The following is a 21,797-nucleotide window of genomic DNA, read 5'->3' as shown; positions in this document are numbered from 1 at the left end:
GAGCGCGAGTCTGATGAACTTCGATGATTCGCGCTGCCACAGTTGCGTGACAGTTTGATGAAGATTGCCCAGCGGTCACGACCTTGCAGGAGCCAGCGTGCCGGCGAAGAGCCGCGCAAGATCATCCTCGCCGGCAACCGCAACGCCGTCCGGTGCGCCTGCCGATTGAGGGTCAGGCCAACTGGTTGCGCAGTTGCCGAGCCGCCGCCACCATGTTCACCAGTGCCGCTTCGGCTTCCGGCCAGCCGCGGGTCTTCAGGCCGCAGTCCGGGTTGACCCACAGCCGCTCGGCGGGGATCCGCTGGACAGCCTTACTCATCAACTTGACCATCTCGGCGGTGTCCGGCACCCGTGGCGAGTGGATGTCATACACCCCCGGGCCGATGTCGTTGGGGTAGTCGAACGCCTCGAAGGCCTGCAGTAACTCCATGTCCGAACGGGAGGTCTCAATGGTGATCACGTCGGCATCCATGGCGGCAATCGACTGGATCACATCGTTGAACTCGCTGTAGCACATGTGGGTGTGGATCTGGGTGTCGTCCCGCACCCCGGACGCACTCAGGCGGAAGGCTTGCACCGCCCAATCCAGGTACTCCTGCCATTGCGCCCGGCGCAGCGGCAGGCCTTCGCGGAACGCCGCCTCGTCGATCTGCACGATCTTGATCCCGGCCTGCTCCAGATCCTCAACCTCATCACGCAATGCCAGGGCCAACTGTTGAGCCTGGACCTTGCGTGACACGTCTTCCCGGGGGAAGGACCACATGAGCATGGTCACCGGGCCGGTGAGCATGCCCTTCATGACCTTGTCGGTGAGGCTCTGGGCGTACTGGATCCAGTCCACGGTCATGGCCTGGGGACGGCTCAGGTCGCCATAGATGATCGCTGGCTTGACGCAGCGGGAACCGTAGCTCTGGACCCAGCCAAAACGGGTAAACAGGTAGCCGTCCAGTTGCTCGGCAAAGTACTCGACCATGTCGTTGCGTTCAGCTTCGCCGTGAACCAGGACATCCAGCCCCAAACGTTCCTGGATCTCCACCGCATGACGGATCTCGTGGTGCATCGCATCGGTGTAATCGTTGAGCGACAACTTGCCTTGCTTGTAGGCCTGGCGTGCCAGGCGGATCGAAGGGGTCTGCGGGAAAGAGCCGATGGTGGTCGTCGGAAAGACCGGCAGCTTGAGCCGCGCCCGCTGTTGCTTGATGCGTTGAACAAAGGGCGATCGGCGTTGGCTGTCAGCGGCGCTGATGGCCTTGATCCGTGCCTGGACCTGGGCTTTGTGAATCCTCGGCGATTGCCCACGACTGGCCTGCACCGCCCGGCTTTGCGCCAGGGCCGCCTGCACCGCCGGAGCCTGGGGATCGTTCAGGGCGTCGCGCAGGACCGATATCTCGCCGCACTTCTGCACGGCGAAAGCCAGCCAGCTTTTCAGCTCGGCATCCAACTGATCTTCTCGCGACAGGTCCACTGGGCTGTGCAGCAAGGAACAGGAACTGCTGACCCACAAGTTGTCGCCAAAGCGCTCGTGGGCCACCTGCAACTGTTGCAGGGCCTGCTCCAACTCGCAGCGCCAGACGTTGCGCCCATTGACCAGGCCCACCGAAAGGATCTTGTAGGTCGGCAGGCGATCAAGGACCTGGCCCAGTTGTTCCGGGGCCCGCACCGCATCGATGTGCAGACCGTCCACCGGTAGCCCGACCGCCAGCCCGAGGTTGTCCTCCAGACCGCTGAAGTAGGTCGCCACCAGCTTTTTCAGGGGTGAGTACTGGAGGACGTGGTAGGCGCGCTCGAAGGCGCTCTTCCATTCCTGGGGCAGGTCGAGGGTCAGGATCGGTTCGTCGATCTGCACCCACTCCACGCCCTGGGCCTTGAGACGGTTGAGGATCTCGCCGTACAGCGGCAGCAGGCGCTCCAGCAGGTCGAGCTTGTTGAACCCGTTGCCCTTGGCCTTGCCCAGCCACAGGTAGGTCAAGGGCCCGATCAATACCGGCTTGACCTGATGCCCCAAGGCACGGGCTTCGTCGACCTCGTCGAACAACTGTTCCCAGCTCAGTTTGAACGACTGGTCCGCGCTGAATTCAGGGACCAGGTAGTGGTAGTTGGTGTCGAACCACTTGGTCAGTTCCTGAGCATATTGCGCCTGGTCATGTTCGCCGCAACAGCGGGTGGAGGCGCCACGGGCCATGGCGAACAACGTGTTCAAGGTCGGATGGCCCTGGGCATCGCGGGTACTGTCAAAACGCTGGGGAATCACCCCGAACGTCAGGGAATGGCTCAGTACCTGGTCGTACCAGGCGAAGTCGCCCACGGGCAGCAGATCGATGCCGGCGTCTTTCTGCAGTTGCCAGTGCCTGGCCCGCAGTTCACAACCGACCCGTTGCAGTGAGTCCTGATCGAGGTCGCCCTTCCAGTAGGACTCGAGGGCTTTTTTCAATTCACGGTCAGCGCCAATGCGAGGAAAACCTAGGGTGTGGGCCAGTGCCATGGGAAGTGCCTTCTTATAAAAGATGGCGCTATTGTCGACAGCCCGCGCAACATGAGACAAACTCAACCTTTTCTTGTTCATCATCAAATTTTCTCATGGAGACCCTGGTGCTCGAAATCCGTCACCTGAAGACCCTGCACGCCCTGCGCGAAGCCGACAGCCTGGTTGAAGCCGCCGAACGCCTGCACTTGACCCAGTCCGCCCTGTCCCACCAGTTCAAGGAGCTTGAAGAGCGCCTGGGCATGCAACTGTTCGTGCGCAAGACCAAGCCGGTGCGTTTCACCAGCGCCGGCCTGCGCCTGCTGCAACTGGCAGATGCGGCCCTGCCGCTGCTGCGTGGCGCCGAGCGCGACATCTCCCGGCTGGCAGGTGGCACTGCAGGCCGCCTGCATATGGCCATTGAATGCCACAGCTGCTTCCAGTGGCTGATGCCAACCATCGACCAGTTCCGCGACGCCTGGCCGGAAGTGGAGCTGGACCTGGCTTCCGGCTTCTCGTTTGCACCGTTGCCGGCCCTGGCCCGGGGTGACCTGGACCTGGTGGTGACCTCCGATCCCCTGGAGCTGAGCGGCATCACCTACGTGCCGCTGTTCACCTATGAGGCCATGCTCGCGGTAGCCAACCAGCACGCGCTGGCGAACAAGCCCTACATCGTCCCGGAAGACTTGCTGAAGGAAACCCTGATCACCTACCCGGTGGAACGCGACCGCCTGGATATCTTCACGCGCTTCCTGGAGCCGGCGGACATCGAGCCGGCGCAAGTACGCACCTCGGAACTGACGGTGATGATGATGCAACTGGTGGCCAGCGGCCGTGGTGTCTGCGGCATGCCCCACTGGGCCCTGCATGAATACAGTTCACGGGGTTATGTGAAGGCCAAGCGCCTGGGGGAAAAGGGCTTGTTCGCCACCCTGTACGCGGCGATTCGCGCCGACATGCTGGACGCGCCCTACATGCGCGACTTCCTGCTGACCGCCAAGGACACCTCGTTCTCGACCCTCGACGGCGTCAGCGCCGTGCGCTGATCCCAAGACCCGAACCGCCCTCGACTCTGCAGCTGCCGGCTTGCCAAGCCGGCCTACTCAGGGTCCAAGTCGGCTCACTGCGGCACTTCGCGCCACATGTGGATCTTGTCGAAGTAGTCATCCGCGACCCGCACCGCCTGGGGTTCAAGACCGAACTGGACGAAGCCGCAGCGTCGGTACAAGGACAGGGCCGCGTCATTTCCCGCCGTCACCGTCAGTTGCACCAGGCGCAGCCCGTCATATTCAGCGGCCTCGACCAGCAGACTCTGCACCAGTTGGTAACCCAGGCCGCTGTTGCGCTGCTCGCCGGTGACGTAAAGCCCAAAGAGAGTCGCCTTGTGCCGGGCTTTCTCGCGTAGCTCGAAGGCCAAGCCGACAATCCCCAGCAGGCGGCCCTCGGAAAAGGCCCCTAGCAGCAGGTCCAGCTCGCCGTCCAGGCGCGCAGCCCACCAGGCCAGGGGCAGTTTTTCCCGTTCGCGGACACTGGAGGTGAACGCCTGAGGGTGGCGGTCATAGGCTTCGAGCATCAAGGCCCGGTATTGCTCCACGTCCTCAGGGGTCAGGCGCTGGATCTGCATACTCAGTCGAGGGTCTTCTGTCCGGTAATGAATGAGGCGCACTTGATCTTGCCCGCCTGCACTTCATAGATCGCCACGGTCTCCAGGGTTCCGGTACCGTCGGCGAAGGTCCGGCTGATCAGTTCATGGTCGATCACCACATTGCCCATGACCGAACGCTGGATCAGCCGGGCATGCAGGTTGGGCTCCTGGAAGCGCAACACTGCACGGGAGCGGATCTCTTCATGCCCCGTGGCCAGCAAGGTGGCCGGATGCTCGTATTGCCGAGCATCCAGCGCATAGGTCGCCAGCCAGGCTTGCACATCCTTGCAGTTGTAGGCCTGCAGTTGTTCCTCGACTACAGCTTCCGGGCTTGGAAAATCAGGCATGACACGGCTCCTTGATCAGTTGACTCGACGCTGTTCGAACATCAACCGCACAGCCAGTCCCGCCAGCACAAAACCCATGAAATAACGCTGCACCGAGAGCCAGGTGGGGTTATTGACGAACCACGAAGCGATCCCCGCAGCGAACATCGCGATCAGCAGGTTCACCGAGAAGCTCACGCTGATCTGGGTCAGGCCGAGAATGATGCTCTGGGCAAACACCGACCCGTGCTCCGGATTGATGAACTGCGGAAATACCGAAAGGTAGAACACCGCAATCTTGGGGTTCAGGGCGCTGGTCAAAAAGCCCATGGTCACCAGCTTGCGAGGCGAATCCGCCGGCAGTTGCTGGGCCTCGAAGGGTGACCGCGCGCCAGGCTTGAGCGCCTGCCAAGCCAGCCACAGCAGGTACAGGGCACCGGCCCACTTGAGCACTTCGTAGGCCATGGGCACCGCCATGAACACCGCCGTCAGGCCCAGCGCAGCAGCAAACAGGTGGACGAAGAAACCTGCCACGACTCCCAGCAACGACGTCACTCCGGCCTTGCGACCCTGGCAGATCGAACGGGAAATCAGGTAGATCATGTTCGGACCCGGGGTCAGCACCATCAGCAGGGAAGCAGCGGCGAAGATCAGGTAGTCGGGAAGTGGAATCATGGCAGTCCTTGGCAATAAGGGCGGTCAGGCGAGGGTCGCTTGAGCCTTGCGATAAAACGGCAAGATCAGATCCCGTGTCAATGGCGCCAGGAACAAATCACCGTCGCCGGCAGGATCGATCCAGCACACTTCCTCGATCTCCGCCGCTGGGGTTACCGGTGTGTCGATACGCACCAGAAACACCTCAGCCTGGACCTCGAATCCTGGCTCGTTGGCCGCCGGTGCCGAGAACTGCTGCAGGTAGCGCGCCTGGCTCGGGTCGATGCGCAAGCCCAGCTCTTCCTCCAGCTCACGGGCCAGGGCATGCACCGGCTGCTCACCGACTTCGATCTTGCCGCCGGGCTGCATGAAGGCCTGGGTGCCGCGCTTGCGCACCAGCAGGGTACGCCCGTCGGCACCAATCAACAGGGCAGCGGCGATACGGATGATGGAGGGTACAGCAGTGGCAGACAGCGACATGGGAACCCGGCAACCTTGAAAATAAAGGCGCAAGGATCACATGTCCGACGGCAGGTCGTCATCCTGCCGATGGATTTTTCCAGCCGCACGCAGCGCGCGCTCAAGTGCTCATCGACGGTTCTGGCGGCAATTTGACGAACACGCTGTAACGAGCGCCCTCCATGGTTTCAAAAGCGATCAGCTTGTCCACCAGGGGCAAGTTGAGCACCTTGCCGGCATTGAGCAGCAGCATGCCGTTGTTGGCATTCAGGTTACGCGCCAGGACCATGCCCGCCGCCAGCTCCCGGGTGCCCAGGACCTTGACCGAAGGATCGCCCAAGGTCACATCGCTGAGGTACACCGAGCACACTTGAATGAAACCTTCCACCAACTCGGGGTCGTACAGTCGACCGGCGTACTTGCGGATGAACACCAGGGCTTCGTCGCTGTTCATCCGCCGTTCTAGAATCAGCCCGCACTGCAACTCGATGAAATCCACCGCCAGCTTGAGCAGGCGCGAGCCCAGGGGAATCAATTCACCCTTGAGACGATCGGGAAAACCGCCGCCATCCCAATGTTCCTGGTGATGACGGATCAGGTGCGCGGCATCCTGCACCGGCTCCAGGGTCATCAACAGCGACTCGCTCTGCTGCGGATACGCCCGATAATGCTCGCGCTGATGATGATGCAGCAGGTCCGCCGGGGTGATCATCATGCTGTCGCTCCAACTCAGCTTGCCGATGTTGTGCAGCGCCGCAGCCATGGCCAGATCCCGCTGCGTGGCAGCGTCGATCCCCTGGACCTTGCAGTAGGCTCGCACCAGTTCGATGATCCGCCGGTTGGTCTGTTTATCCGCTGGCAGGCGCTGGTTCACCAGCAATGAGAACAACTCGGCACCCGTGGCATAACTGTGCTTGAGCTCCTCATAGGCCAGGTCGAGCATATCGGCGGTTTGCTGCAGCTCCGCGGTACGCGCGGCAACGCGTTTTTCCAGCAGGGTGTTAAGTGCCTTGAGCTCAGTGTTCTGCTGCTGGGCCAAAGCCTCCAGGCGCTGGCGTTCACGCTCGGAATGCTGATGATCCAGGGCCTGGCGCAAGGTCAGCAGCAACGCCTGGTCATCCCAGGGCTTGCTCAGGTAGCGGTAGATCTCGCCCTCATTGATCGCCTTGGCGATCAGCGTCAGCTCCGGATCGCCGGTCAGCAATATGCGTGTGGTCGCCGGGTAATCCTGATGAATACGCGCCAGAAGGGTCGCGCCATCCATCTGTGGCAGATGGGCAGCACTGATCACCAGGTCCACTTCCTGGGTGGCCATGACGTGCAGGGCCTGGGTGGCGTCGTGAGCGAAATGCAGCGTGTAAGGGTGAGGGCTGAGCAACTGGCGCAGACGCTGGAGGATCTCCTCCTGAGCATCCACCAGCAGAACCCCGGGCTGGCGTGTGACTGTGGCAACGTTCAGTTCACCCATGAGACACCTCGGGTCAACGTGGATGCACGCGTCCTTCATTGTTATTGCTGACAACGGTAATCCCTGTTGCCTGAGTGCAGTCTAGAGGAATTCCCAGTCGCAATGATGGCTTTTTAACACCACCTGACCGCTGGAAAGATTCCAACGGCCAGCGGTGACCATCGAGAGGCCAAGGACCTCACTGGGCAGCGGCTTTGCCACTGGAACTGAAGGAGGCGAAGCGCTTGTTGAAACCGGCGATACGACCTTCGGACTGAGTCTTGCGCTGCTGACCGGTGTACACCGGGTGCGAGGCGCTGGACACGTCCAGGGCCACATAGGGATAGGTCTTGCCATCGCTGTGTTGGTGAGTGCGGTCGGTGTCGACGGTGGAGCCAATCAGGAAGTAAACATCGGCGGCAGTGTCGTGAAAAAGTACGGTTCGGTAGTCAGGATGGATACCAGGCTTCATGGAAATCTCCAGCGGTGTGGGTAGAAACAAGTGTTATACAGTAACATTAAAACTCATTTCAAACGAGAACTCATCGCAATAAGATTTCCCGCCAAGAGTCCAACCGCTCTGCGCCCTGAGCTTCAGGCTTGCCCGCACGGCCCTGGCGGGCCAGTATGCTGAGCTGCAACGTTCTGACACAGCCGTGAATTCCTATAAGAAATACCTGTGCAGCCCGCCGTCCCATTCGCTCGGTGCCGCTGTCTATTACCCGTTATCCAGGCATCGCCTGCCTGATTGACCTGATGAGTCCGAACCAAGGAAACCGTATGAGCCTGTCACTCCTGAGCCGCTACGCCTTCTTTGCCGCCTGCGTGATATTCACCCTCGCCAGCCTGCCCTTTCTCGCACACGACTGGCTCTGGCCATTCACCCTGGTCACCGGCCTGCTGAGCCTGCTGGGCATCTTCGACCTGCTGCAAAGCCCCCACGCGGTACGCCGCAACTACCCGATCCTGGGCAATATCCGCTACCTGGTGGAAGGTATCCGTCCGGAGATCCGCCAATACCTGCTGGAGTCCGACAGCGACGCCCTGCCCTTTTCCCGCGCCCAGCGCTCGCTGGTGTACTCCCGGGCCAAGAATGAAAGTGCCGACAAGCCCTTCGGTACCCTGATCGACGTCTACCAGTCGGGCTTCGAATTCATCGGCCACTCCATGCGCCCGGCGCCCCTGAGCGATCCCAACGGCTTCCGGGTCACGGTCGGTGGCCCACAATGTACCCAGCCTTATTCGGCCTCGGTGTTCAACATCTCGGCCATGAGCTTCGGCTCCCTGAGCGCCAACGCCATTCGCGCCCTGAACCAGGGGGCCAAGCTCGGCAATTTCGCCCACGACACCGGTGAAGGCAGCATCAGCCCCTATCACCGCGAGCACGGTGGCGACCTGACCTGGGAACTGGGCAGCGGCTACTTCGGCTGTCGCACCAGCGATGGCCGTTTCGATCCCGAGCGCTTCGCCACCCAGGCGCAGAACCCGCAGGTACGGATGATCGAAATCAAGATGAGCCAGGGCGCCAAGCCGGGCCACGGCGGCATCCTGCCCAAACACAAAGTGACCCAGGAAATCGCCGACACCCGCGGCATCCGCATGGGCGAGGACTGCATTTCGCCGTCGAGCCACAGCGCCTTTTCCACGCCACTGGAAATGATGCATTTCATCCAGCAGTTGCGTGAGCTGTCCGGCGGCAAACCGGTGGGTTTCAAGTTCTGCCTGGGCCATCCCTGGGAGTTCATGGGCATTGCCAAGGCCATGCTGGAAACCGGCATTCTCCCGGACTTCATCGTGGTCGACGGCAAGGAGGGCGGAACCGGCGCAGCACCAGTGGAGTTCACCGACCACATCGGCGCGCCAATGCGCGAAGGCCTGCTGTTCGTCCACAACACCCTGGTGGGCCTGAACCTGCGGGACAAGATCAAGCTCGGCGCCAGCGGCAAGATCGTCAGCGCTTTCGACATCGCCAGCGTGCTGGCCATCGGTGCCGACTGGGCCAACTCGGCCCGGGGCTTCATGTTCGCCATCGGCTGCATCCAGTCGCAAAGCTGTCACACCAACAAATGCCCTACCGGCGTGGCCACCCAGGACAACCTGCGCCAGCGCGCCCTGGTGGTGCCGGACAAAGCCCAGCGGGTGTACAGCTTCCACCGCAATACCCTCAAGGCCCTGGCGGAAATGCTCGCCGCTGCGGGTCTGCAACATCCGTCGCAACTGGAAGCCAAGCACCTGGTGCGACGCATGTCGGCCACAGAGATCAAGCTGTTCTCCCAATTGCATGTGTTCCTCAAGCCTGGCGAATTGCTCACCGGCGAAGTCAATGGCGAGTTCTACTCGCGCATGTGGCAACTGGCCCGTGCCGACAGCTTCGAACCCAACGCCGAAGCCGCCGCCTGACCCCGCAGGCCCAGCGCTCCCCCGGGAACCTGGGCCGCTCACAAGGAAGACTGCAATGCTCAAGGTTATCGCTGAAGACTTCATCCAACCCGAACACCTGGACACCGTGCGTCCGTGGTACGCCGAACTGGTGGAGAAAACCCGCCAGGAACCGCTGTGCATTGCCTATGATCTATTCGTCGACCAGAAAGACCCCGGGCACTTCATCTTTGTCGAACAATGGCCCGACCAAGCCGCCCTCGACGCCCATTGCCGCACCGAGCACTTCACCCGCCTGGTACCGCAGATCAACGCTTTTCAGGCCCGCGAATGCCGCGTGCTGTTGATGAACCCATTCTAACGATCCGATGTGCCCCCGACGCTTGACCGGACCACCGAAAGCAGACCACGCCCCGCTGACTTTTGGGAGAGTCCCCATGCCCCTGCTGTCCTTCGATCTGCTGTCCCTGCCGCTGCCAGCGCCCTGGCAATCCTCGCTGGTGGGGCAAGTCGGCCCTGCCCGCATCAAGGTGCTGCGCATGGGCCCGCAGTCCTACCCGGAAGAAACCCACGACTACAACGAAGGCCTGCTGGTGACCCAAGGCTGTCTGCGCCTGGGCCTCGGCGAAGCAATAGTGGAAGTGCTGCCTGGGCAGATGTACCTGGTGGAAGCCGGTCAGGCCCACAGCGTACTGCCCGGTAGCCATGGCACCCTGGTGATCATCGATGTCTAGCGCCCTGCCCCTGCACGCACTGGCCCGGATACGCTGACAACCTGCCCCGAGGCGGTCCTGCCCGACCGTCACGGATGCCCCTCTTAACAGGGACATCCACGCTCGCCAGAATGCATAAACGCATAAATTAATTGCATTAACGCATCAAGCCTCTAAGGTGGTTTTCAGACCCGACCAGCGCATGCCATCGAGGCTGGCATCCAGGCCGGACTAGTCGCTTTATCCAAGTAGGCGACCACGACACAAGCCACAGGCTGTTTTCACTCCTGGAGGATGAACATGTTAAGTACACCCTTGACCCACACCAGCACTGCGCAGGTACTGCCGCAGTGCCTGGCCAGTGCACTGATGGATCCCGAACTGTCCGAGATCGATCCGCGCACCCAAACGGCAGCGCTCGCCGGCGCCCGACTCAACTTCAACGTGTATCAGCAGACCCAGAGCAACTGGTGTTGGGCGGCCCTGTCGGCCTCGGTTGGCAACTATTACGGCACCGGCTCCTGGACCCAATGCGCCGTGGCCAACGCCGAACTGGGCCGCAACTCCTGCTGCAACCAGCCCGGACCTTGCAATGTCTACGGCTACCTGGACTCGGCCCTGAGGACCACCCGCAGCTACGGCGGCATGCGCGAAGACCGGATGCAGATGCCGGCCATCGAAAACCAGCTCGGTATGGGCCGGCCAGTCAGCCTGCGCTGTGCCTGGTATGGCGGCGGCGCACATTTCCTGACGATCTACGGCACCGACGGCGGCTACATCCTGGTGGCGGACTCGATCTACGGATACTCGACCCGAGCCCTGAACAGCTTCCCCGGTTCCTACAACGGCGGCGGCAATTGGACCCACACTTACTTCACCCGAAAAAACTAGGAGGCGTCATGCAACTGACTTACCCCAAGGCGCCTGCCAACGGCGTCCAGCAACTGCGCCCGGTGCTGCAGGCGGCCCTGCAAACCCGGGGCTTTGGCATCAACCATGGCTTTGCCAGCGTCCGCGCCAACAGCCTGAGCCTGTCCCAAGGGTTTCGTGGTTACGCCCTCGGCCTGCAGGAGCTGAGCCAGGGTCTTGCTCTGGACCAGGCCAAGGCCGGTGACTGGCATTACCTGGTGTTCGCCGGCGGCCTGTCGATCGCCGACGCGCAACTGACGGAAGTCGCCGGCAAGCTCGAGTTTTCCTCGCTCAACCATGGCGCCCTTGCCGCATCCGCGGTCAGCGCCCTGGACTTTGCGCAGAAAACGCCAAGGCTGCAGGGCAAAACCTATGAGCTGCGGTTGCTGTTCGTCCCGGCGTTGCAGGTCACCGCAATCTGGCTGCACGGCAGCGAGGAGCAACTGCTGATTCCCGTCGAGCCGACGCCCGCACAACTGGCGGCCCGGCGAGTCTATGACGAGGCAAGCTTGCTGGCCTTGCTGGCGCCCTTGGCCCGACAGGCCAAGGCGGTCTTCGATGCCGACACCAGCGGAACCCTGGGAGGCTGACCCGGGCAAAAAAAACCGGCGCCCCTTGCGGGACGCCGGTTTTTTTCAAGCCAGGCATTCAGCCCGGGATGCTCAAGCCAGGAGCATCGGCGGGCCGACGGTCACGACGCAGAACGTGCCGCGCCTTGCTGGACATTGGTCGGTTGCAACTTGAACACGTAGAACAACGCGGTCAACAGCACCAGGAACGCCGGGCCTATATACAGCGCTACGCGGGTGTCCGGGAAGTAGGCCATCAAGCCCACTACCAGCACCAGGAATGCCAGGGCCAGGTAGGAACTGATCGGGTACAGCCACATGCGGTACTTCAGGCCTGCCCGTTCGGCCGGGCTCAGGCCCTTGCGGAACTTGAGCTGGGCCAAAAGGATCATCACCCAAGTCCAGATCGCACCGAAGGTGGCGATGGACGTCACCCAGACGAACACTTTTTCCGGTACCAGGTAGTTCATCAGCACACCCAGCAGCAGGGCAAAGATCGACAGCAGCAGCGCCCGACGAGGCACGCCGTTGTTCGAGGTCTTGGCAAAACCGGCCGGGGCCTGACCGTTCTGCGCCAGGCTGTAGAGCATGCGCCCGGTGCTGAAGATGCCGCCGTTGCAGGACGACAGCGCTGCGGTAATCACCACGAAGTTGATGATGCCAGCAGCGGTTTTGATCCCCAGGCGCTCGAAGGTCATCACGAAGGGACTGCCCTGGGTGCCAATCTCGTTCCATGGGTAGATCGATAGGATCACGAACAACGCGCCCACGTAGAACAGCAGGATGCGCCAGAACACCGAGCCGATGGCATTGGGAATGGTCTTCTGCGGGTTACGCGCTTCGCCGGCGGTGAGGCCGATCATCTCTACGCCCAGGTAGGCGAACATCACCATCTGCAAGGACATCAGCACACCGGTCAGGCCGTTGGGCATGAAGCCGCCGTGGGCCCACAGGTTGGAAATACCCAGGGCGACGCCGTCATTGCCGAAACCGAAGGCGATGATACCGATGCCACCAACGACCATGGCGATGATGGTGACGATCTTGATCAGGGCAAACCAGAACTCGAACTCACCGAAGGCCTTGACCGCGATCAGGTTGATCGAGCCCATGCTCACCAGGGCCGCCAGGGCCCAGATCCAGCGCGGCACATCGGGGAACCAGATCCCCATGTATACCGCCACCGCAGTGATTTCCGCGACACAGGTCACCAGCCATAGGAACCAGTAGTTCCAGCCGGTAAGAAAGCCCGCCAATGGGCCCAGGTAATCTTGTGCATAGCGGCTGAAAGAGCCTGCGACCGGGTTGTGCACTGCCATCTCACCGAGGGCGCGCATGATCACCAGAATCGCCAGGCCGCCGATGATGTAGGACAGCATGATGGCCGGACCGGCCATTTCGATGGCCTTGGCCGAGCCGAGGAACAGACCGACGCCGATACAGGCGCCCAGGGCCATCAAGCGAATATGCCGTTCGCCGAGTTCGCGTTTCAGCGGGCCGCCGTTAGCGGTCTCGCCGTGGGGCAGTTGGTTGCCAACTGGCATAGAGATACAACCTCATTTTGTTATTGGATATGAACCACCGAGTCTTCGAAGCAGCGGCGGGTAGCCAAAGCTTGCTCAACCGTACCGACCTTATGGGACGGCGCGTCTAGTAGGACAAAACCTGCCAGATCAGCGGGGTGCGCAGTATAAAAAGCTCCTGACAGGGCTTTTCACTCTAAAAGCAGCTAAATTCAGAGAGAAATCTCGGCAAAACCGGCTTTCACGGAGAAGCATTGCCTGCTTTTTGCCTGGAAACCTCACTCGGAAAGGGTTTGGAGTATTGCACAGCCCTGGTGCATCGTCATGCCCCTACCTAGGGCGTATTTACCTTGGGGAAGGCTCTATCGCAGCGCTTTCCCATAGATGAAAAAAGCGCCCGGGGATAAAGGCGCTTGCTGGTGCTCGATTGGCTTGCTCCGGGGTCAGCAGTCGTCATACCGGCTGAGGCGCTTAGCGGAAAAGCCTTGGCGCCCGGGTTTTACCGCCGCGCAACCAGCCAACGAGAGCAGGGTCCGCCGCCACAAGACAGCTGGCCGTAAAAAAACCAAGCGTTTTGACAATTTCTTCACCGCCAGCCGGCACCGACTAAGCTTCAGACAAGTCCGATCAATCTGCGTGAATGGATCAATCGACTATGGGCGCTTTATGGCAGACCGATTCGCGCGAGAACGCAGTGCCAGGCCACCGCGAAGACGAAGCGCCTTTACCAAAACGTCGTAATCCCCGTCGCTATGCCTGGCGCCTGTTCTGGCTGTTACTGCTGCTTGCACTGATCGCCCTCGGCTTTGCCGCCAACCGGGAAATACGCACCTCGAAATTCCAGGCCCAGGAATTCAGCAGACTGGCCAATGATTTGAGCTACTCCCTGCAACCGGGCCCCAGCGATGCGGTGTTCTACCCAGGCGCCGGCCCCTTCGACCGACGCCTGGGTTACAGCGCCCTCGGTGAATTCCTGCCCCGCCTGCTCAAACGCGGTTACCTGATCGAAGCCCAGACGCGGTTTTCGCCAGCGCTGATGGACTACAGCAAAAACGGATTTTTCGTGCCGTACCCGGAAAAGATCCAGGCCGGTCTGTCCATCACCGATTGCCGCGCCGCGCCCCTGTATCACTTCAATTACCCACAACAGCTGTATGCGAGTTTCGCCAGCATTCCGCCGCTGATGGTGCACAGCCTGTTGTTCATCGAGAACCGCGATCTGCTGGACCCCACATTGGCACAGGCCAACCCGGCGGTGGACTGGCCGCGCTTTGCCAAGGCGGCCTGGTCCCAAGTGGCCAAACTCCTGCATCTGCCGGGGCAAACCGCAGGCGGCAGCACCCTGGCCACCCAGTTGGAAAAGTACCGTCACTCGCCGGATGGCTTGACCGTGTCCGGCGGCGAGAAGATCCGCCAGATGATTTCCGCCAGCGTACGCGCCTATCAGGACGGCCCGCAGACCTTCGAGGCCCGGCAGCGAATCGTTCGCGACTACTTCAACAGCGTGCCGCTGTCGGCGGTTCCCGGCCACGGTGAGGTGCACGGCATGGCGGAAGGGCTGCGGGTCTGGTACGGCGCCGATTTCGACCAGGTCAACCTGACCTTGAATGGCACCGCCACGGACTCGAAAAGCCTGGCCCTGCGCGGATTGGCCCTGCGCCAGGTCCTGTCACTGATGATCGCCCAGCGCCGCCCTTCCCATTACCTGGCAAAGGGCCGCGCAGAACTTGCGGCGCTGACCGACAGCCATATCCGCCTGCTGGCCCAGAACAACGTCATCGATCCCGCCCTGAGCGCCGCCGCCCTGGCCCGCCAGGTGACCTACCGCGACTGGCAGCAACAACCGACGATCCAGCCGATCGAAACCAACAAGGGCATCAGCGTGGCCCGCAGCCGGCTGGCAGCGTTGCTCAACCGGCCCTTGTATGACCTGGACCGCCTCGACCTGTCGGCCACCAGCACCTTGCAGAGCGACCTGCAGCGCCAGGCCACCGAGTACCTCAAGCACCTCGCCGACCCGGCCTTCGCCGCGCAGATTGGCGTACTCGGCGAGCGCCTGCTGACCCCCACCAGCACCACCCAGGTGCGCTACAGCTTCACGCTGTTCGAACTGACGCCAGACGGCTCACGGGTCCGGGTGCAGACCGACAGCACCGACCAGCCCTTCGATATCAACGAAGGCAGCAAGCTGGAACTGGGCTCCACCGCCAAGCTGCGGGTGCTGACCACCTACCTGCAAATCATCTCCGAGTTGCACGACAGGTACACCGGGCAAACACCTGCTCAGTTGAAAAAGGTGCCGGTCAATGACCAAGACCGCCTGAGCCGCTGGGCCATCGATTACCTGATGCAAAACAGCGACCGCAGCCTGCCGAAGATGCTCGAGGCGGCCCTGGACCGCACCTACTCCGCCAACCCCGGCGAAGCCTTCTTCACTGGCGGCGGGGTGCATCACTTCCATAACTTCCGCAACGAGGACAATGGTCGCAGCCCGAGCCTGCGCGATGCCCTGCGTGAATCCATCAACCTGCCGTTCATTCGCCTGATGCGTGACCTGGTGCGCTACAGCACCTATGGCGGCGACAGCAGCAGCGCCGAACTGCTCAAGGACGACGAGAACCCACGGCGCCAAGAATACCTGGCACGCTTCGCCGACCGTGAAGGCACTTCGTTCCTACTACGGTTCTGGAAAAAGTACCGTAACAAAGACACCTCATCGCGCCTGGAAACCTTCCTCGACGGCATGCACCCCACGGCAATTCGCCTGTCCGCCGTGCACCGCTACCTACTGCCGGATGCCAGCCAGGAGAGCTTCAACGGCTTCGTCCGCGCCCATATGAAAACCGCCAAGGTCAGCGAAAAACTCACCGATGAACGCCTGGACAAGCTCTACCAGAGCTACGGCCCGGGTGCCTATGATCTGCCGGACCAGGGCTACATCGCCAAGGTCCACCCGCTGGACCTGTGGTTGCTGGGCTACCTGATGAACAACCCCGACGCCACCTTCAGCCAGATCGTCAAAGCCAGCGAGTTCGAACGCCAGGAGGTCTACAGTTGGTTGTTCAAGAGCCGCCATCGCAGCGCCCGGGACAGCCGTATCCGCACCATGCTGGAGATCGAGGCGTTCCTCGACATCCATCAACGCTGGCAGAGTGTCGGTTACCCGTTCGACCACCTGGTGCCCTCCCTGGCGACTGCCATTGGCAGCTCCGGCGACCGTCCAGCGGCCCTGGCCGAACTGGTGGGGACCATCCTCAACGACGGCGTGCGCCTGCCAACCTTGCGCATCGACAGCCTGCATTTTGCCGCCAATACCCCCTATGAGACCCTCCTGCTCAATGACCCCGACAAAGGCAAGCGGGTGATGCCCTCGGAAGTCGCCACGGCACTGCGCGGGGCCTTGTCGCAGGTGGTGGATGCCGGCACCGCGAAACGGGTTGCCGGCAGTTTCAAACTGGCCGATGGCACTCCCCTGGCCATGGGTGGCAAGACCGGCACCGGCGACAACCGCATCGAAGCCATTGGTGCAGGCGGCCGGGTGCTGAGTTCGAAGTCGATCAACCGCACCGCAACCTTCGTGTTCTATATTGGCGAGCACCACTTCGGCACCCTTACCGCCTATGTACCGGGGGCTTCAGCGCAAGCCTTCAAATTCACCTCGGCCCTGCCGGTACAAGTGCTCAAGGGCATGGCGCCGATTCTCATGCCCTACCTGCAGCCGGGCAGTGGCACCCAATGCCTGGGCCGCCTCGCGCAACGCTGAATCCTTCCAACGTTTGTGACCGCTGCCGCAGCTCAAGCTGCACTCGGTCGAGCGGCCTGGGGTACTCCGTCGAAGGGGCGCGATGAACTCAAGTCGGCTGCAGCCACACACGGCTCACACCATTCAAGGCTGTAAATCCTCAGGGTCCGCCCACTTTCTTCCCCGACAAACGGCAGGTTTGGATTGCGCAGAAGCACTTGCGCAATTATTAAGATATATCTTAAGTTATGTCTAAATCGAAAAGGAGAAAGAGGAAATGAGAGAGCATCATCACCCCCACCGTGAACAAGGTGACAGTCACGACGGCTTCGAGCGCCGCCCCGGTCGCGAACGCGGCAGCCGCGGTCCCCGGGTGTTTGCCCCCGGCGACCTGAAACTGCTGCTGTTGGCGCTGATTGCCGAACAGCCCTGCCACGGCTACGACCTGATCCGCCAGATCGAAGGCATGTTCGACGGCGCCTACAGCCCAAGCCCTGGAGTGATCTACCCGACCCTGACCTTTCTGGAAGAAAGCGAAATGATCCAGGGCGACGCCGAAGGCGGGAAAAAACGCTACAGCGTGACCGACACCGGTCGTCTGTCCCTGCAAGAACAGGCCATTGCCCTGGACGGGGTGCGCATGCGCATCGAAGTCAGCAAACGCTCACTGCGCGGGCACGATCGGCCAGCGGAAATCCATGAGGCGGTGCACAACCTGCGCCACGCTCTGCAAATGCACCACGGCCGCTGGAGTCCGGAAGAAATCCTCCGGGTCCGAGACCTGCTGAACAACACCGCCAAGGCCGTCGTCGATGGGCCTCTGCCCCCTTCTGCCCAGGAGAAAACCGAATGACTGCAACCCCAGAACCATCCATTCACCGGGTCAGCCACGAGATCAAGCGCCGGCGCCTGGAAGTCTTGCGCGTCGTCGACCTGACCCCGCGCATGCGCCGCATCACCCTCGGCGGGCCAGAGCTGGCCGGGTTCATCAGCCTGGGCAGCGATGACCATGTGAAGCTGTTGTTCCCACAGAACGCCGAGCAGCAAGCCGCCCTGGAAACCCTGGTACTGGGTCCGGGCAAGGACGGTGGGCCGATGCCGGCCATGCGTGACTACACCCCCCGCCGCTATGACCTGGACCTGGGCGAAATGGACATCGACTTCGTGTTGCATGGCGACGGCCCTGCATCGACCTGGGCCGAGCAGGCAGCGCCCGGTCAGTACTTGCACATTGGCGGGCCACGGGGATCGATGATCGTGCCGGATATCTTCGACAGCTACTGGCTGATCGGCGATGAAACCGCGCTGCCGGCAATTGCCCGGCGCCTGGAAGAATTACCCGCCGGACGCCAGGTGCTGGCGGTGATCGAAGTACAGGACGCGGCCGAGCGCCAGGAGCTGCACAGCGCCGCCGAGGTGCAGGTGATCTGGGTCGAACGGAACAGCGGCCTACAAGACCTGGTCAGTTGCGTGCGTGAACTGCAGGTGCCGGAAGGCAAGCTGTATGCCTGGGTGGCCACCGAGAGCAAGGTCTCGCGGCAGATTCGTCGCGTGCTGCTGGACGAGCATCAGCTCGACGATGCCTTCGTCAAGGCCGCTGGCTACTGGCGCCTGGACAGCAGCGAAGAACAATAACCCCGTCTAGGTGCGTCGCTGACCGAGCCAGCGATCCAGGCCCAGCAACACCAGCGACACCAGTACGAACCCCGCCAATATCCCCAGGGCATTGAGCAACACCTGGGGATAGCCCAGTTTGTCCACGGCGATAAAAGGATAGGGGTACAACCCCAGCAAATGCCCGCGCAGGAGCAGATAGGCGAAGTACAACAGCGGGTAGAGCATCCACACTCCCAGGTGCCTGAGGCGCAGGCCGCCCTTGGGCACGCAACACCACCAGTAGATCAGGAACAGCACGGGCATCACGTCGTGCAGCAACTCATCCGCCAGCCATTGCCAACCCTGGGGATGCCACAGGTGACGTAACAGCAGGCTGTACGCCAACCCCACCAGCACAATACTCGCCGCCACGGCGCCACTGACCCAGGGCTGGAGCATGAACGCCTGCCCTCGGGAAACTCGCAGGTTCAGGGCACAGGTCAGCACACTGGCCACCAGGGTGTTGCTGAGCACGGTAAAGAAGCTGAAGAAATTCACCAGGCCACCCAGCAGACTGGCTCCAGCCTCCCAGCGCAGCAGCAGGATCAGGTACAGCTGAACCGCCAACCCCAGCCAGCCCAGCACGGCAGCAACAGCGGTCAGGCCGCGCCGGCTGAACAGCCCCTGCAGCGATATACCCGCCATGGGACTCCTTAAAGCGGACGCTTGGTGCGCTGCAGTTTGACGTAGAGCTTCTCGACTTTCTCCCGAGCCCATGGGGTCTTGCGCAGGAAGGTCAGGCTCGACTTGATGCTTGGGTCGCTCTTGAAGCAGCGGATATCGATGCGTTCGGCCAGCCCCGACCATTCGTAGTGTTCCACCAGCGCCTTGAGGATCTGTTCCAGGGTCACACCATGCAGCGGGTCGGTTTGGGTGTCGGTCATGCCAGGCCTTCGAACGGAGAAAGAAAAGGAAGCCGCGCACCTTATCCGAGGGCATGCGCCCGCGCCAGAGCGCTTGAGTAACTGTAGCCGCTGCCGCAGGGCGCGATCGACTTGGGCGGCATCGCGTCGAAGGGACGTGGCGAGGTCAAGTCCACTGCTGGTTCTGAGTGCTTGTGGTCCGGGGGCAAACCGGGTGGGCGGCAGTGGCGACCAGAGCGTTGAAGCATGAAAAGCGCAAAGTTCCTGGCTTTTCGAAATAAAAGAGATGTTATATTGTATCAATCAATAACAACTCACCCGCATTCTGGACACCCCCGTGTCCCGCCTGTTTTTTGAATCAAAGCGCGCTGCGCAACGCTTGCCAAGGAATGACCGATGTCCCTCTCAACCCTTCGCCCTTCTCGCTCTTTACTGTGGCGCCTGTCGCCGCTGTCCGCCGCCTTGCTGCTCGCTTCCCAGGCTCAGGCCCTGGAACTAGCGCCTCAGGTCATCACCGCCAACCCACTGGGCAGCACGCAAATGGCCGCGCCGAGCACCGTGCTGGAAGGCGAGCAACTGACCCTGGACCAGAAAGGCAGCCTCGGTGAAACCCTGAACAAACAGCCAGGCGTGTCCTCGTCCTACTTCGGTCCGGGCGCCAGCCGGCCGATCATTCGTGGCCTGGACGGCGACCGCATCCGCATCCTGCAGAACGGTGTCGGCGCGCTGGATGCCTCGTCATTGTCCTATGACCACGCAGTGCCCCTGGACCCGGTCAACGTCGAGCGCATCGAAATCGTCCGTGGCCCGGCGGCCCTGCTGTACGGCGGCAACGCCATTGGCGGGGTGATCAACAGCTTCGACAATCGCATCCCCACCGAGGCCATCGAGGGTATTCATGGGGCCGGTGAACTGCGCTACGGCGGCGCCGACACCACCCGCAGCAGCGCCGGCAAACTGGAAGCCGGCGACGGTACCTTTGCCCTGCACCTGGACGCCAACTCACGGCAGTTCAATGACCTGAAGATTCCCGGCTACGCCCGCAGCCGCCACGCTCCAGCCAGCGAAGACGGCGACGGCAAGAAAGGCCGCCTGGGCAACAGCGACGGACGCCAGGACGGCGGTGCCATCGGTGGTTCCTACACCTGGGACGACGGTTATGCCGGCCTGTCCTACAGCAACTACGACTCCAACTACGGCTCCCCCGCCGAAGAGGACGTACGCATCCGCATGAAGCAGGACCACTACGCCTTCGCTTCGGAACTGCGCAACCTCCAGGGCCCGTTCAGCTCGCTCAAGTTCAACGCCGGCTACACCGACTATGAACACCGCGAGATCGAAGGCGGCGAAACCGGCACCACCTTCAAGAACAAGGGCTACGAGGCCCGGGTCGAGGCCCGGCACCAGCCCCTCGGCCCACTGGAAGGGGTGATCGGCGCCCAGGTCAATCGCAACGAGTTCTCCGCCCTGGGCGAAGAGGCCTTCGTGCCGCAGACCGATACCAACAGCGGCGCGCTGTTCATTCTTGAAGAACTGCAAGCCACTGAACGCCTGAAGCTCAGCCTCGGCGGTCGCCTGGAACACACCACCGTGGATCCGGACAGCAAGGGTAACGAACGCTTCGCCCAGGCCGACAAGTCCAGCAGTTTCACCGCCGGCAGCCTGTCCTCCGGCGCGGTCTATACCCTGACGCCGGTCTGGTCCCTCGCCGCCACCCTGGGCTACACCGAACGCGCCCCAACCTTCTATGAGCTGTATGCCAATGGCGCCCACGTCGCCACCGGCACCTATGAACTGGGCAGCGCCAAATTGTCCAAGGAAAAGGCCGTATCCAGTGACCTGGCCCTGCGCTTCGACAACGGTACCCACAAAGGCAGCGTCGGCGTTTTCTACAGCCACTTCTCCAACTACATCGGCCTGCTGGGCACAGGGCGGACCCTCAATGATGAAGGCGAAGAAGACGCGTCGGGTATTCCCGAATACGCCTACTCCGGGGTGCGGGCACGTTTCACCGGGATCGAGGCTCAGGATCGCTGGAGCCTGGGGGAAGGCGCCTATGGCAAGTTCGCCCTGGAACTGTCCGGCGACTACACCCGCGCCAAGAACCTCGACAACGGCCAGGACCTGCCACGCATTGCCCCGCTACGCCTGAACAGCGGCCTGCTATGGGAACTGGATCGCTGGCAGGCACGCCTGGATGTACAGCACGCGGCCAGCCAGGGACGAGTGCCGGACAACGAAAGCGGCACCGACGGCTACACCACCCTGGGGGCCAGCGCCGGCTATCGCTTCGATGTGGGTGGCAGCCAGTGGCTGGCCTTCGTCAAGGGCGAGAACCTGACCAACCAGACCGTGCGCTATGCCAGCTCGATCCTGCGGGATATCGCGCCGGCTGCCGGGCGCAGTGTGGAAGTGGGGTTGCGGACCACCTTCTAAACCCTTCGCCGGCAA

20 protein-coding genes are annotated in these 21,797 nt (G+C 62.0%); 10 read left to right on the top strand and 10 right to left on the bottom strand.

The features are described from left to right. Positions 1–172: 172 nt before the first annotated feature. Complete coding sequence (gene metE, locus GV819_RS22905) at positions 173–2,482, bottom strand: 5-methyltetrahydropteroyltriglutamate--homocysteine S-methyltransferase (protein WP_161758325.1); 2,310 nt, start codon at positions 2,480–2,482, stop codon at positions 173–175. 107 nt (positions 2,483–2,589) lie between these two features. Here metE and metR point away from each other — a divergent pair, with 107 nt between their 5' ends. Next, entirely contained in the window at positions 2,590–3,507 is a 918-nt protein-coding gene (gene metR, locus GV819_RS22900) for a transcriptional regulator MetR (protein WP_161758324.1), read from the top strand. A gap of 74 nt (positions 3,508–3,581) precedes the next feature. On the opposite strand, the gene GV819_RS22895 is transcribed toward metR, so the two are convergent. The 6 genes from GV819_RS22895 to GV819_RS22870 form a co-directional block, all read right to left on the bottom strand. Further along, positions 3,582–4,085: a GNAT family N-acetyltransferase gene (locus tag GV819_RS22895; protein WP_161758323.1), complete on the bottom strand. Its 504-nt coding sequence runs from the start codon at positions 4,083–4,085 to the stop codon at positions 3,582–3,584. Between the two features lie 2 nt (positions 4,086–4,087). Further along, positions 4,088–4,453 carry a nuclear transport factor 2 family protein gene (locus tag GV819_RS22890; protein WP_161758322.1) on the bottom strand — a complete coding sequence of 122 codons (366 nt, stop codon included), beginning with the start codon at positions 4,451–4,453 and terminating at the stop codon, positions 4,088–4,090. 15 nt (positions 4,454–4,468) lie between these two features. Next, on the bottom strand, positions 4,469–5,107 hold the full coding sequence (locus GV819_RS22885; RefSeq protein ID WP_161758321.1) for a LysE family translocator: 639 nt from the start codon (positions 5,105–5,107) through the stop codon (positions 4,469–4,471). Between the two features lie 24 nt (positions 5,108–5,131). Continuing rightward, positions 5,132–5,566: an NUDIX hydrolase gene (locus GV819_RS22880; RefSeq protein ID WP_161758320.1), complete on the bottom strand. Its 435-nt coding sequence runs from the start codon at positions 5,564–5,566 to the stop codon at positions 5,132–5,134. Between the two features lie 100 nt (positions 5,567–5,666). Continuing rightward, positions 5,667–7,013: an HD domain-containing phosphohydrolase gene (locus tag GV819_RS22875; protein ID WP_161758319.1), complete on the bottom strand. Its 1,347-nt coding sequence runs from the start codon at positions 7,011–7,013 to the stop codon at positions 5,667–5,669. 178 nt (positions 7,014–7,191) lie between these two features. Beyond that, positions 7,192–7,464, bottom strand: coding sequence for a type B 50S ribosomal protein L31 (locus tag GV819_RS22870; RefSeq protein ID WP_161758318.1), 273 nt, complete (start codon positions 7,462–7,464; stop codon positions 7,192–7,194). Between the two features lie 308 nt (positions 7,465–7,772). Between GV819_RS22870 and GV819_RS22865 the strand changes: the two genes are divergently transcribed. The 5 genes from GV819_RS22865 (at position 7,773) to GV819_RS22845 (ending at position 11,583) form a co-directional block, all read left to right on the top strand. Then, a complete protein-coding gene (locus tag GV819_RS22865) occupies positions 7,773–9,392 on the top strand; it encodes an FMN-binding glutamate synthase family protein (RefSeq protein ID WP_161758317.1) in 1,620 nt (539 codons plus the stop codon). 55 nt (positions 9,393–9,447) lie between these two features. Continuing rightward, positions 9,448–9,732 (top strand): putative quinol monooxygenase, encoded by a 285-nt coding sequence (locus GV819_RS22860; RefSeq protein ID WP_161758316.1) that lies wholly within the window; start codon positions 9,448–9,450, stop codon positions 9,730–9,732. Positions 9,733–9,808: 76 nt separating this feature from the next. Further along, positions 9,809–10,105 carry a cupin domain-containing protein gene (locus GV819_RS22855; RefSeq protein ID WP_161758315.1) on the top strand — a complete coding sequence of 99 codons (297 nt, stop codon included), beginning with the start codon at positions 9,809–9,811 and terminating at the stop codon, positions 10,103–10,105. A gap of 279 nt (positions 10,106–10,384) precedes the next feature. Further along, a complete protein-coding gene (locus GV819_RS22850) occupies positions 10,385–10,975 on the top strand; it encodes a papain-like cysteine protease family protein (RefSeq protein WP_161758314.1) in 591 nt (196 codons plus the stop codon). A gap of 8 nt (positions 10,976–10,983) precedes the next feature. Further along, positions 10,984–11,583 (top strand): hypothetical protein, encoded by a 600-nt coding sequence (locus GV819_RS22845; RefSeq protein ID WP_161758313.1) that lies wholly within the window; start codon positions 10,984–10,986, stop codon positions 11,581–11,583. Between the two features lie 101 nt (positions 11,584–11,684). On the opposite strand, the gene GV819_RS22840 is transcribed toward GV819_RS22845, so the two are convergent. Continuing rightward, positions 11,685–13,106 carry an amino acid permease gene (locus GV819_RS22840; RefSeq protein WP_161758312.1) on the bottom strand — a complete coding sequence of 474 codons (1,422 nt, stop codon included), beginning with the start codon at positions 13,104–13,106 and terminating at the stop codon, positions 11,685–11,687. Positions 13,107–13,740: 634 nt separating this feature from the next. On the opposite strand from GV819_RS22840, the gene GV819_RS22835 reads away from it, so the two are divergent. From GV819_RS22835 to GV819_RS22825, 3 genes are all read left to right on the top strand, one after another. Continuing rightward, on the top strand, positions 13,741–16,848 hold the full coding sequence (locus GV819_RS22835) for a transglycosylase domain-containing protein (RefSeq protein ID WP_161758311.1): 3,108 nt from the start codon (positions 13,741–13,743) through the stop codon (positions 16,846–16,848). Between the two features lie 256 nt (positions 16,849–17,104). Then, positions 17,105–17,680: a PadR family transcriptional regulator gene (locus GV819_RS22830; RefSeq protein WP_161758310.1), complete on the top strand. Its 576-nt coding sequence runs from the start codon at positions 17,105–17,107 to the stop codon at positions 17,678–17,680. Continuing rightward, positions 17,677–18,462, top strand: a complete 786-nt coding sequence (locus GV819_RS22825) for a siderophore-interacting protein (protein ID WP_161758309.1) — start codon at positions 17,677–17,679, stop codon at positions 18,460–18,462. Before GV819_RS22830 ends, GV819_RS22825 begins: the two co-directional genes overlap by 4 nt. Positions 18,463–18,468: 6 nt before the next feature. Here the strand turns inward: GV819_RS22825 and GV819_RS22820 are convergent, their stop codons facing one another. Further along, on the bottom strand, positions 18,469–19,128 hold the full coding sequence (locus tag GV819_RS22820; RefSeq protein ID WP_161758308.1) for a Pr6Pr family membrane protein: 660 nt from the start codon (positions 19,126–19,128) through the stop codon (positions 18,469–18,471). A gap of 8 nt (positions 19,129–19,136) precedes the next feature. After that, positions 19,137–19,367 (bottom strand): VF530 family DNA-binding protein, encoded by a 231-nt coding sequence (locus GV819_RS22815; protein WP_016966714.1) that lies wholly within the window; start codon positions 19,365–19,367, stop codon positions 19,137–19,139. Between the two features lie 375 nt (positions 19,368–19,742). On the opposite strand from GV819_RS22815, the gene GV819_RS22810 reads away from it, so the two are divergent. After that, a complete protein-coding gene (locus tag GV819_RS22810; RefSeq protein WP_161758307.1) occupies positions 19,743–21,782 on the top strand; it encodes a TonB-dependent receptor in 2,040 nt (679 codons plus the stop codon). Positions 21,783–21,797: the final 15 nt, after the last annotated feature.

Source organism: Pseudomonas sp. Fl5BN2 (assembly GCF_009908205.1).
Taxonomy (GTDB): domain Bacteria; phylum Pseudomonadota; class Gammaproteobacteria; order Pseudomonadales; family Pseudomonadaceae; genus Aquipseudomonas.
Note: the sequence above shows the minus strand (reverse complement) of the source record. Positions and strands in the feature narration are given on the sequence as shown.

Bases quoted from the DNA above. Each gene is read 5' to 3' on its own strand.
- metE (WP_161758325.1), bottom strand. From the start codon at position 2,482: ATGGCACTGGCCCACACCCTAGGTTTTCCTCGCATTGGCGCTGACCGT.
- GV819_RS22895 (WP_161758323.1), bottom strand. From the start codon at position 4,085: ATGCAGATCCAGCGCCTGACCCCTGAGGACGTGGAGCAATACCGGGCC.
- GV819_RS22890 (WP_161758322.1), bottom strand. From the start codon at position 4,453: ATGCCTGATTTTCCAAGCCCGGAAGCTGTAGTCGAGGAACAACTGCAG.
- GV819_RS22885 (WP_161758321.1), bottom strand. From the start codon at position 5,107: ATGATTCCACTTCCCGACTACCTGATCTTCGCCGCTGCTTCCCTGCTG.
- GV819_RS22880 (WP_161758320.1), bottom strand. From the start codon at position 5,566: ATGTCGCTGTCTGCCACTGCTGTACCCTCCATCATCCGTATCGCCGCT.
- GV819_RS22875 (WP_161758319.1), bottom strand. From the start codon at position 7,013: ATGGGTGAACTGAACGTTGCCACAGTCACACGCCAGCCCGGGGTTCTG.
- GV819_RS22870 (WP_161758318.1), bottom strand. From the start codon at position 7,464: ATGAAGCCTGGTATCCATCCTGACTACCGAACCGTACTTTTTCACGAC.
- GV819_RS22865 (WP_161758317.1), top strand. From the start codon at position 7,773: ATGAGCCTGTCACTCCTGAGCCGCTACGCCTTCTTTGCCGCCTGCGTG.
- GV819_RS22860 (WP_161758316.1), top strand. From the start codon at position 9,448: ATGCTCAAGGTTATCGCTGAAGACTTCATCCAACCCGAACACCTGGAC.
- GV819_RS22855 (WP_161758315.1), top strand. From the start codon at position 9,809: ATGCCCCTGCTGTCCTTCGATCTGCTGTCCCTGCCGCTGCCAGCGCCC.
- GV819_RS22850 (WP_161758314.1), top strand. From the start codon at position 10,385: ATGTTAAGTACACCCTTGACCCACACCAGCACTGCGCAGGTACTGCCG.
- GV819_RS22845 (WP_161758313.1), top strand. From the start codon at position 10,984: ATGCAACTGACTTACCCCAAGGCGCCTGCCAACGGCGTCCAGCAACTG.
- GV819_RS22840 (WP_161758312.1), bottom strand. From the start codon at position 13,106: ATGCCAGTTGGCAACCAACTGCCCCACGGCGAGACCGCTAACGGCGGC.
- GV819_RS22835 (WP_161758311.1), top strand. From the start codon at position 13,741: ATGGGCGCTTTATGGCAGACCGATTCGCGCGAGAACGCAGTGCCAGGC.
- GV819_RS22830 (WP_161758310.1), top strand. From the start codon at position 17,105: ATGAGAGAGCATCATCACCCCCACCGTGAACAAGGTGACAGTCACGAC.
- GV819_RS22825 (WP_161758309.1), top strand. From the start codon at position 17,677: ATGACTGCAACCCCAGAACCATCCATTCACCGGGTCAGCCACGAGATC.
- GV819_RS22820 (WP_161758308.1), bottom strand. From the start codon at position 19,128: ATGGCGGGTATATCGCTGCAGGGGCTGTTCAGCCGGCGCGGCCTGACC.
- GV819_RS22815 (WP_016966714.1), bottom strand. From the start codon at position 19,367: ATGACCGACACCCAAACCGACCCGCTGCATGGTGTGACCCTGGAACAG.
- GV819_RS22810 (WP_161758307.1), top strand. From the start codon at position 19,743: ATGTCCCTCTCAACCCTTCGCCCTTCTCGCTCTTTACTGTGGCGCCTG.